A 7,210-nucleotide genomic window follows, 5' to 3' on the forward strand; every position below is an offset into this window, starting at 1 on the left:
GACCAGCAGTCCCGCGATCTGACGGCGCGCGCGATGGAGCTGCCCGCCGGCCGGTGGCTGGTGGGTGCGGCCGGGCTCGGGATCGCCGTCGCGGGCGTGGTCATCGCGGTGCAGGCGGCGCGGCGCAGCTTCCGCAAGGATCTCGCCATGGGTGGGGTCTCCGTGCGGTGGCGGCAGGCCGTCGATTTCCTGGGGGTGACCGGCGGCCTGGCCCGGGGCGCCCTGTTCGCGGCGGCCGGCGGCTTCATCGTGTACGCCGCGGTGCGCTACGACCCGGCGCAGGCGAAGGGCATGGACGACACCCTGAGGTCGTTCACCCTGACGCCGGCGGGACCATGGCTGCTGGTCGCGGTCGCCCTCGGGCTCATGTGCTACGGCGCGTTCTCCTGTGCGATGGCCCGCTGGTGTCAGGTCTCTCCACCGGTGTCATCAGGTCAGCCGTCACCCCGGCGACCCGCCACAGGCCCCGGGCCGGGGGCAGCAGGAACGGCGGGAGCACCCCGAACGGGGCGATGACCATCACGAGCCCCCGGACGGCCGCGCCTGTGCGGGGCCCGTGTCCGCTCCACCCGGGGACCGAGCGGCGAACGGCCTCAGAGGGCGGCTGCGGCCGTGGTCGTATGCGCGCAGCCGAGGACCACGGCGGCGAGATCACCCCGCTCGCTCAACAACGCGCGTTGGACCCGGGCTCCGTTGCCCCGCTCCAGCAGCGTGGCGATCCCCGCATTCACCCGCTCCTCGTCCCCGTGATCGACAAGCACCTGGCGCACATGCTCATGGAGGGCGCGTACGGCGGCGACGGCAGCGGTCTCGCGCATCGTCAGGGGATCCAGCAGCGGCCCGTCCAGCCCTGACCGCCCGGCCCGCCAGCCGGCCAGCCTCAGCAGGCCCGTACCGACCCGGGCCGGCGGCTCGCCCGCCCGCCAGGCCCGAGCGGCCGTTTCGACCAGCGCGCGGACGAGGGCGGCCACGAGCACCGTGGTCCCGGCCTCCAGGCACACGTCCGCCACCCGGATCTCCACCGTGGGATAGGAGGCCGACAAGCGGGCGTCGAAGTAGATCATCCTTTCGTCGTGCAGCACGCCGGTGTCCACCATCGCGCGGACCTGCTCGTGGTAGCGGTCGGCCGACCCGAAGACGTCCACCGGCCCGGCCGAGGGCAACCGGTTCCACACCCGGCTCCGGTAGCTTCCGTATCCGCTGTCCGTGCCCTGCCAGAAGGGAGAGTTCGCGCTCATCGCCATCAGTACGGCGAGCCAGGGCCGGATCCGGTCCAGGACGGCCACGCCCTCCTCGTCCGACTCGACCGAGACGTGGACGTGGCATCCGGAAGTCAGCTGCTCCTGAGCGGTCAGGCCGAACTGCTCGGCGATCCACTCGTAGCGCGTTCCGGCGTTGCGCGAGGGCCGCACGGGCAGGGGTGAGGTGCCCAGGGCCGCCACGAGGGCTCCGGCGGACGCCGCGTGCCGGGCTGCCTCCGTCCGCCACCGGATGATCTCCTCCTGGAGCTCGCCCATCTCCGTGACCGGCCTGGTGCCGAACTCCACCTGCTCCTTCTGGAGCTCCTTCTCGAAGACGTGCTCCTTCACTCCCCCGCCCTTGGAGCACTCCCCTGTGCAGTGGTCCGCCGCCGCCAGGACCGCACCCGACACGGCCAGCGGCTCACCGGTGGCAGCGTCCACCAGCAACAGCTCTTCTTCCACGCCCACGCTTCGCATTCCGCCGCCGCCCATCGCTCCCGGGTTCAGATCGATACAGGTGGCCGCGTTCGCGGTGAGCGCCCCGAGCCCGCACGCACCCGCGGAAACCTTGCCGTCCCACGTTCACACGTATCCCGGTTCCATGCATCCGCCGTCAGGGACGGCACCGCCGTTCCGTTCACGTGCCGAGGTCCCGCACCCCCTACGGGCGCGGGACCTCGGCGGGAACACTGGTGCGTAGGACCGACCGGTCAGTAATAGTGGCGGCGCCCGCCGACCGCATGCCCGACCGAGCCCAGGATCCACAGCACTGCGCCCACCACGAGGAGGATGATCCCGATGGTCCACAGGACGGAGATCCCGGTGAGAAATCCGACGAGCAACAGAATAAGCCCGACAAGAATCATGATGTCCTCGTTCCCGCTTCGGAATTCGACGGAACCATAGGATCCGCCGGGGCGTCTCATGTGGCGTCTACCCTGAAGTTCCGTCTCTATCGGTTCCGCGCGCTGATTTCCTGGAGCTCATTTTCTGTCGACTGTTTTCCGCGACTGTTTTTCTGCGGGGAGAATTGCTTCGGCATCCCCGCCACAGCTGCGGATCTCAGGCGCGGTGGCTGCCGACCGGACCGTCGCCGGGCAGCCCGGGGTCGTAGTAGGTACCGAGTTCCGCGCGGTAGGCGGGGTCCCGCAGGTGCTTGTCCCGGTGGAACTCCGGGGCGTTCTTGATCCGTTCCTTGGTGGCGTTCACGTAGACCTTCTCCTCCTGAAGGTCTATTCGGGACACGGTGCTCGCCGGGAGGAGGACTTCTTTGCCGAAGATCCATACCCCGGTGTCGACGACGAGGTAGGCATCACCCACGTCGTAGGAGTGCTTGTCGACCTTCCCGATGTCGCCGTCGGTCGCCTCGACCTTGTACCCGGTGAGGTCGGCCCAGGTCAGGGGACCCGATGCCGGCCGGTAGCTCCACACATGCTCGGTCACGCGAAACAACTCCTCCCGGTAGAGGTGACCCGTCGCGTTCCCTGACCGACCGGTCACGGAACGCCCCACGGCGCGGGGACCCCCGCACGCGGGGGCCCTTCCGTATGTGTCGACGCGGTTGCCCGACCTGCCGCCGGGCAAACACCGGCGCGGTTCGAACCGCGCCTCGCGGCCCAGTGCCGCCGCCCGGTCTACCGTGGAAGGGTCCCGTCCCCCCGTCAACGGCAGATGAGGCTGACAGCTGTGTCGACTTCGAGCCACGAGATCTTCGGTGCGCCGTGCTGGGTCAGCCTGCTGGCCCGGGATCTCGAATCCACACAGCGGTTCTACGCCGGCGTACTCGGCTGGGACTTCCGGCCCACCCACCTCGGGGGCGGCATCATGGTCGCCTTCCGTGACGGAGCCCCCGTAGCGGGCATCGGCGCCCTCGCCGGCAGTGGCGCGCCGGTGCTGTGGACGCCTTACTTCGCCGTCGAGGACGCCGACGTGACCGCCTCACGGATCCGCGAACGCGGCGCCACCATGGCGGTCGGCCCCGTCGCCTTCGGTACCGGCCGCATCGCCCTGGCGGCGGACCCCGCCGGGGCCGTCTTCGGCTTCTGGCAGGGCGAGGTCGTCCCCGACTGGTCGGTAGGCCGGGGCAGCGCGCCCGCCTGGCTGGAACTGCGGACGCGGGACGCGTTCGCAGCCGCCATCTTCTACGGCGAGGTCCTCGACTGGGCCGGATCGCGTCCCGGCTGCTGCGCGGTCTCCTACGAGCACGCCCACGTCGTCCTGCGGCACGGGCACGACACCGTGGCCCGCATCAGCGGCGGCGCACTCGAAGAGGCCCCGGACCCTGAGGTGCGTCCTCGATGGCACGTCCACTTCCGCGTGCCCGACCTGGAAACGGTGATCGAGGCCGCGACCCGGCTGGGCGGCAGGACCGCATCTCCTGTACAGACGTCCAGCGTGAGCCGGTGGGTCGTTCTCGCCGATCCCGACGGGGCGCTCTTCACCGTGGTGACACCGCAGGACAAGCCTGCCTGACCCGGTGGGCCACGCGGAGGCGGCAGATCAAGAGGTCGTTCGGGGGATATGCAGGCCGCAACCGGAGCGTCTCCCGCCCGCCGGGGCATCCCTTGGTGGAACGAAAGGGAGAAATGATGCCGCTCTATCTGTCGAGGTTCAGCTACACACCGGAGACGTGGGCGAGGCTGATCGTCCACCCCGAGGATCGCGCGAAGGCCGCTCAGGCGTACATCGAGTCCGTCGGCGGCAAGCTCCACGGCTTCTGGTACGCGTTCGGCACGCACGACGGCTACAACCTGTGGGAGGCCCCCGACAACGTGTCCATGGCGGCGGTCGCACTGGCGATCAGCGGAGGCGGCGCGCTCGGTTCCTTCGAGACGACGGTCCTCCTGACCGTCGATGAAACCATCGATGCCCTGCGCAAAGCCGAAGCAGTCCGGTACCGGCCGCCGGGCGCGTAGCGGTCCCGGCCCGATGCGGGCCGGGCCTCCGGCTCCGTTGCCGCCGGAGGCCGGCAGAACGACAGCTTCTCGTCGCTCAGCCCGCCGAACGGTCTGCGGGGATGCGGGGATGCGGGAGCCGGATGCGGGAAGCCGCGGTCAACTGGTCCGCCCGGCGCCCGGGTTGGGTAATCGATCGCGGGGCTCCTACCATGCGGTGATCATTACCGATTCGGGGGACAGCAGCATGAGCACATACCGGCGTCCGCCCGCGCCCGGGCCCGTTTCCGGGGCCGAGGAGCGCAGGCCCGGGTGGGTGCGGGTGGTGCGGGCGCCGTTCGTGCTCGCTGCGCGGATCCACCGGCCCGCCCGGCCCGGACGGATCGTCGACGACGCGATCCGGCTCGCCCAGATCGCCCGTACCGCCATCGGCCTGCTGGCCGGACTATGGCTCGTCCTCGCCTACCCGCTGCGCGAAGGGGCCGGCGGGGTCGTCGACGACAAGTTCACCGAGGTGCTGGTCAGCGCCGGACTGCTGCTCGTCATAGGCCCGCTCGGCCTCGCGGCGTTCGTGTTCTCCGCACGGCCGCCCGGGCCGGCCTTCTATCGGGCCCGGCTGCGTGGTCCGGCGACCGCCATCGGGTCGCTCCTCGCCACTGTCCTGGTGATGTCTTTCGGCCTGCCGTACGCGAGCATGCTCGGCCCGCTCGGGGCACTCGCCGGGCTCTTCGTCTTCCCCTTCGCGCTGGCCTCCGCCGTGCTCTGCGTCCACCACGCCTTCCGCGCGGCCGACGTCCACGAGGTGCTCCCGCCACTGCTCTCGCCCATGCTGGTCTGGTCCCTGTTCGTGGTCCAGCTCTTCGACGACGCGCCCGTGGATGCCCCGCTCGCCGTCCGCGTCCTCTTCCTGTTGGCGCCGCCGCTCTCCGTGACCGCGCTTTCCGTGTGGGAGCTGCGCCGGCTGCGCCTGAGCTACGGCATCACCCTGCGGCGGGCCCTCGGCCGCGAGAACGGATGAAGGTGAAAATGAAGGTGAAAACGCGCCGCGGTCGGTCATGTCGGCCTGGGTGACCCGGACGAACGGGGGCAGGCCCCCCGGTGTCCCCCACGGGGTGCGGTGAGGGTCCAGCCGCACAGTGCCGCCCAGGTCAGCGCGGACGAGGCGGCCTTGGCGCGTTCGGCGCGGCGGGCCAGGTAGGTGCCGAAGAGCAAGGCGTCCCCGCTGTCCGCCGCGACCCGGCAGAGTACGGCCGTACGCAGCCCCGCGCCCTCGGGGATCACCACCATCGCGGCGCCGATGGCCGCGTCCCGGACCCCCAACGCCCGGATCAGCAGCGCGGAGGCCCCCGTCTCGGGCAGGCCGCAGGGGCGGGCCAGCAGCCCGGGACGGCAGGCGACCGCCACGCCATAACCGAGGGTCGCCACGCCCATCACCCTGGCCGCTACGGTACGCATCGCGATCACTCCGTTCCATGGGGCCGAGCCCGCCGCAGGCCGAGACCGCGGGGCCACCGGTGCGCCTGCCCCCGGTCATGCCGCCGAATCGCGGCGCCGGACCGGCCGTACGGCGCCGGGTCAGCGCCCCTCAAGGTCCTCCCGCCGCACGGCCCGGCCGCCTCCGGTCTGCTGCTTCCCGTTACGCTGCCCCGCAGGTGGCCGCCCGTCCGGTACGTCCGAGGAGTCCAGTCGGGCGGTGGCGGGGGTGGCCGCAATACCGTGCAGGACGACAGAGAGCAGGACGGTGAAGGTCACCACCGCCCACAGTTCCCGCGCGGGTGCGGCGAACTCCGCCGCACCCAGGGCGTACGACAGGTAGAAGAAGGAGCCGATACCCCGGATGCCGAACACCGCGATGGCGGCCCGCTGCCAACCGACGGCCCTGCCCCGGAACTGCACCACCCATCCCACCACCGGGCGGATCACCAGGAAGAGCAGCAGACCCAGGACGGCTCCGGGCCAGGTCAGCGCGGCGAGCCCGCCATCGGCGATGAAACCGCCGACGAGGAAGAGCACGACGGCGGTGAGGAGCCGTTCGATCTGGTCGGTGAAGGCGTGCATGACACGGTGGTAGCGGTGGGCCCGTTCGGCGGCCCGGATCGTGCACGCGGCGACGAACACGGCGACGAATCCGTAGCCGTGGAGCAGTTCGGCCAGCCCGTACGCGGTGAAGGTCGCGGCGAGAGCGACGAAGCCCTCGCGGTGTTCGGAGAGCCGCAGGGCCTTCCACGCCGCCTGGAAGAACATCCAGCCGAGGAGGCGGCCTACGGCGACGCCGACCAGCAGCCCCACCAGGCTGCGCACCAGTACGTCGCTCCAGACCCAGTGCCAGAGCCCCTCCGCGGACCAGCCCCGCGCGGACACCGTGGTCAGGGCGACGGCGGCCAGGACGAAAGGGAAGGCCAGCCCGTCGTTGAGGCCGGCCTCGCCGGTCAGCGCGAACCGCACCTCGTCCTCGTCGTCCTCCTCGTCGGTCGGCTCGCCCACCCGCACTTCGGCGGCAAGGACCGGGTCCGTGGGGGCGAGCGCGGCGGCGACCAGGAGCGCGACCGCCGGCGGCCACCCCGGCAGCCAGGCCGCGGCCGCCGCCGTCAGCACGATGGTGAGCGGCATGGCGAGGCCCAGCAGCCGCCAGGTCGTCGACCAGGAACGCAGGCCCGGTGGCCTGTTGATGGCCAGGCCCGCACCCATCAGCGCGACGACCACGCACACTTCCGTGAGGTGCTCCACCACGCCACGGTGCCGGACCGGGTCGAGGTCCGGGAGCGCGTCGAGCGGCAACAGGAAGACCAGGAACCCTGCCGCGAGGAACACCATGGGCAGCGACAGCGGCCGTTTCGCGAGCGCCGTGGGCAGTACCGCCGCGCACAACGCGCCCAGCCCGGCACAGGCGTACACCATGTCGATCCCGGTGGGACCCAACCGAACCATCCTTCCCGTGCGCAGCCGTCGCCCACACAGCTACCCGATCCTCGCGGCGGGGCGGCAGGCGCGATGTCCTACCGCCGATCAGCCGAGCGCGCCCCGGCTCAGCCGGCATCCGGGTCCGGCATAGGGGAAGGGCCCGAACTCGTCGAG

General features: G+C 71.4%; 9 protein-coding genes. 4 read left to right on the forward strand and 5 right to left on the reverse strand.

Features of this window, described 5'->3' with window-relative positions:
* Nucleotides 1-516, forward strand: a 516-nt coding sequence (locus tag ACWGIU_RS24340) for a DUF1206 domain-containing protein (RefSeq protein WP_453709054.1), incomplete at its 5' end; no start/stop codon positions are given.
* Nucleotides 517-593: 77 nt separating this feature from the next.
* On the opposite strand, the gene ACWGIU_RS24345 is transcribed toward ACWGIU_RS24340, so the two are convergent.
* The 3 genes from ACWGIU_RS24345 to ACWGIU_RS24355 form a co-directional block, all read right to left on the reverse strand.
* Nucleotides 594-1,718 carry a glutamate--cysteine ligase gene (locus ACWGIU_RS24345; protein WP_453709055.1) on the reverse strand — a complete coding sequence of 375 codons (1,125 nt, stop codon included), beginning with the start codon at nt 1,716-1,718 and terminating at the stop codon, nt 594-596.
* 233 nt (nt 1,719-1,951) lie between these two features.
* A complete protein-coding gene (locus tag ACWGIU_RS24350) occupies nt 1,952-2,107 on the reverse strand; it encodes a DUF6131 family protein (protein ID WP_453709057.1) in 156 nt (51 codons plus the stop codon).
* 196 nt (nt 2,108-2,303) lie between these two features.
* A complete protein-coding gene (locus tag ACWGIU_RS24355; protein ID WP_453709059.1) occupies nt 2,304-2,684 on the reverse strand; it encodes a PRC-barrel domain-containing protein in 381 nt (126 codons plus the stop codon).
* Between the two features lie 294 nt (nt 2,685-2,978).
* Between ACWGIU_RS24355 and ACWGIU_RS24360 the strand changes: the two genes are divergently transcribed.
* From ACWGIU_RS24360 to ACWGIU_RS24370, 3 genes are all read left to right on the forward strand, one after another.
* Nucleotides 2,979-3,713 carry a VOC family protein gene (locus ACWGIU_RS24360; protein WP_453709065.1) on the forward strand — a complete coding sequence of 245 codons (735 nt, stop codon included), beginning with the start codon at nt 2,979-2,981 and terminating at the stop codon, nt 3,711-3,713.
* 116 nt (nt 3,714-3,829) lie between these two features.
* The gene (locus tag ACWGIU_RS24365) at nt 3,830-4,156 is read left to right on the forward strand and encodes a GYD domain-containing protein (protein WP_453709067.1); all 327 of its coding nucleotides are present in this window, start codon (nt 3,830-3,832) and stop codon (nt 4,154-4,156) included.
* A 226-nt stretch (nt 4,157-4,382) separates the two neighbouring features.
* Nucleotides 4,383-5,153 carry a hypothetical protein gene (locus ACWGIU_RS24370; RefSeq protein ID WP_453709061.1) on the forward strand — a complete coding sequence of 257 codons (771 nt, stop codon included), beginning with the start codon at nt 4,383-4,385 and terminating at the stop codon, nt 5,151-5,153.
* A gap of 35 nt (nt 5,154-5,188) precedes the next feature.
* On the opposite strand, the gene ACWGIU_RS24375 is transcribed toward ACWGIU_RS24370, so the two are convergent.
* Both ACWGIU_RS24375 and ACWGIU_RS24380 read right to left on the reverse strand, forming a co-directional pair.
* Nucleotides 5,189-5,590 (reverse strand): hypothetical protein, encoded by a 402-nt coding sequence (locus ACWGIU_RS24375; RefSeq protein ID WP_453709063.1) that lies wholly within the window; start codon nt 5,588-5,590, stop codon nt 5,189-5,191.
* A gap of 120 nt (nt 5,591-5,710) precedes the next feature.
* Entirely contained in the window at nt 5,711-7,033 is a 1,323-nt protein-coding gene (locus ACWGIU_RS24380; protein ID WP_453709069.1) for a cation:proton antiporter, read from the reverse strand.
* Nucleotides 7,034-7,210: the final 177 nt, after the last annotated feature.

Source organism: Streptomyces sp. NPDC054840 (genome assembly GCF_053611065.1).